Source organism: Thermogemmatispora sp. (genome assembly GCF_019683755.1).
In the GTDB taxonomy this organism is placed as follows: domain Bacteria; phylum Chloroflexota; class Ktedonobacteria; order Ktedonobacterales; family Ktedonobacteraceae; genus Thermogemmatispora.
In genome coordinates this window covers 1-2497 of the sequence record NZ_JADGHT010000502.1, presented here as the reverse complement: position 1 = coordinate 2497, position 2497 = coordinate 1, and the positions used below count along the sequence as shown (strand labels likewise).

General features: G+C 60.9%; 3 protein-coding genes. 1 reads left to right on the top strand and 2 read right to left on the bottom strand.

The features are described from left to right. The coding region (locus tag IRZ24_RS19335; RefSeq protein ID WP_297168110.1) for a zinc ribbon domain-containing protein at window positions 1-677 on the bottom strand (677 nt) is incomplete at its 3' end. 1009 nt (window positions 678-1686) lie between these two features. Here IRZ24_RS19335 and IRZ24_RS19330 point away from each other — a divergent pair. Next, a complete protein-coding gene (locus IRZ24_RS19330; protein WP_297168107.1) occupies window positions 1687-2019 on the top strand; it encodes a twin-arginine translocation signal domain-containing protein in 333 nt (110 codons plus the stop codon). Here the strand turns inward: IRZ24_RS19330 and IRZ24_RS19325 are convergent. Then, the coding region (locus tag IRZ24_RS19325; protein WP_297168104.1) for an RNA-guided endonuclease TnpB family protein at window positions 1966-2497 on the bottom strand (532 nt) is incomplete at its 5' end. The two genes, IRZ24_RS19330 and IRZ24_RS19325, sit on opposite strands and share 54 nt — an antisense overlap.

Genomic DNA, 2497 nt, shown 5'->3' with positions numbered 1-2497 from the left:
TCTGATGCTGGGGGCGGCGCGCTTGCTGAACTGGTCAGGGGGGAGCCGCAGTTCCCGCAAAAGCGGGCGGCCACGACGCGCTCGTTGCAGCTTCCGCAGGTGACCAGCTCGGTGCTGGCGGCAGAGGTTGCCGTTGCCTTGGGACTGGCGGGAGCGACCTGCTGGAGAGGGGCCCCGCAGAGATGGCAGTGTTGGGCCGCTTCGTCGTTGATGGCGCCGCAACGGGTGCAATAGAGGCCATGCAGGCTGCTCGTGCTGGTGCGTGTCGCCTGAGCCTGGGCGCAGTAGGTCTCAATGGCCTGCCAGACGTCCTGATAGAAGCCGAAAGCTCCAATGCCGCGAATCAGGGGAAAGATCAACAGCGGTGGGAAAAACAAAGCGCTCCAGAGCATGCCAGTGAGGGGACCTTCAAGCCAATTGCTTTGACCGATGCTCACACTGATCCCATCGGGCAAACGCGAGATGCTGACACCCAGAGCGGTGCGCAGGCGTCCGCTCCAGGAACCTGCCTGCGCAATCTGGACCAATACGTGATCACCCTGGCCAACCTTCTGAGCGATGGTGCTCATGGGTCTGCCGCCCCAGCCGAAATAGCTGTACTGCTGACCAAAGGTTTGCACAAGGTAGTCGGCCAGGCCATCCGGGGTGAGATTACCACGGTAGATGCGTTGTTCCATACAGGTTGCTCCTCCTTTGTGGGAAAACGATCAGATGAGGGGTAGACAGCGAGACATGCACAGTGGTTGAGGCAGGGAAGGCGGAATACGCATCGCTCGACTGGCACCGGGCCAGGGCCGTCGCGCTGCTCGCTTTCTCTGGCGGCGTGGCGCGAGCGCCGTAGCTGTGAGGTGCCAGGCGGGTGGGAAGGGATAGCCCTATGGACAGGCAGGCCTGAATGGGGAAAACAACAATGGAGAGGAGTCGGGAGGAGCACAAGAGACGAGAGAGGTCCGAGCAAGCCACTCGCTGCTGAGGCCAGACGCAGCCGGGCCTTGAAGGCGCTTGTGAGCCGCAGCAGTGCGGCCAATGGTGTCGGCAAAGCCATGCCTCCTCAGGCGAGGGCGAGAGCGAGGGCCGCTGGATGGCTGCACTTGTCTGGCTGGTGTGACAGATCGTGGCGTCCATCTGCTCTGCTACTCGTTTGATGACAAAGAGATCGACCACTGGATACGAGTGCTGTGACCTCAGCTTTGCTCCTTTATCTCTCCTGACCATACCTGCTGGCCTGTATCTATGATACCAGAGAATAAGCGATAGATCAATTATCTCATCTGGTTTCGGTACTCTCCTGGTCTGTCCTCAATTTAAAAGAAGAACCTATCCGCGAAAGCTAACTCCCCTGCTTACATAGCACGAAATATAACCGATCATTAACATGGCCTCCCTCATCTATTAACCTCCCCTTAGCACAGTCGCTCTACCATGAAGAAGCGTGAAGAGAGCAAGCTTGCAAAGAAACAAGGGAATGAGCTACATGGCCGGGCCCGGCCTGGCTTCGGGCCAGGTGCCTGGTTATTGTTCCTGTCTCTCCCCCATGCCTCGAGAGAGGCTTGTGATCGTGCCACGAGGACAGAGGGATCAGTGCCTGTCCACGCCCGCGGGTGGTAGGTGGGCCTTCCTGCACGGCCATAGTGTCCCATCCCTATAAACAAACAAGCAAGCAGCTATTATCGGGAGGTAGCTTTTATGCGCCCTGAGTACAGCCGCCAACAGCCGCTGTTCACTGACATCTTGGGCCAGCAGAGCCGGCGCCATTTTCTAAGGCGGGCAGGCATCGCCGGTCTATCGGCTAGTGCCCTGGCCACCATGCTGGAAGCCTGCGGAGGCAGCAACCCCAGTACAAGCACGACCACGACTGGCATCGACATGGCTGGCCCCATCAAGCTGGAGACCCTCATTGCCAACGCCAAAAAGGAGGGCCAACTCCAGGCCGTAGGCATTCCACCCGAGTCAACGGCCCCGGGATCAAACCGGTGGCTTGCCCGCAGCCTTGTCGGCCCGGGCTTCGGGGCTGGTTGACAGCAGCCCACTGCCCCGTAGGACAGTATAGCGTGTACGAATATTCCTGGCGGCGTTGATGTCAGCATGCTCCTGGGAGCCGCACTGCGGACAGGTGAAGGCATGCCGGCGGCGGTTTCCCCGTTGCCCACAGCGAGAACAGATCTGGCTGGTGTAGGCCGGGTTCACCTCCACCACCTGCAGCCCTCTCTCTTGCGCCTGCTGCTCGATCCACTGCCGGATCAGGCTGCGTTGCCACAGTGCGAGCCGGCGACGCAGCGCTCGTCCCCGGATCTGCCCTTGCTGCGGCAGGGGCACCTGCAGCCGTTCGAAGACCAGCACCGCCTGCGGTGGCGCCCACTCCACCAGGCGTTTTGCCACGGTCTGGGCAAAGGTCCGAGTGCGGTACCGTTGCCGGCGGCCAAGCCGTTTCAGCACCCGTCGGACACTGCGCGTGTCCCGATGCTGTGCCTTGTGGGCCGCCAGCTTCCGCTGCAGT

Excerpts from the sequence above, each read along its gene's own strand:
- IRZ24_RS19330 (WP_297168107.1), top strand. The coding sequence starts at position 1,687 with ATGCGCCCTGAGTACAGCCGCCAACAGCCGCTGTTCACTGACATCTTG.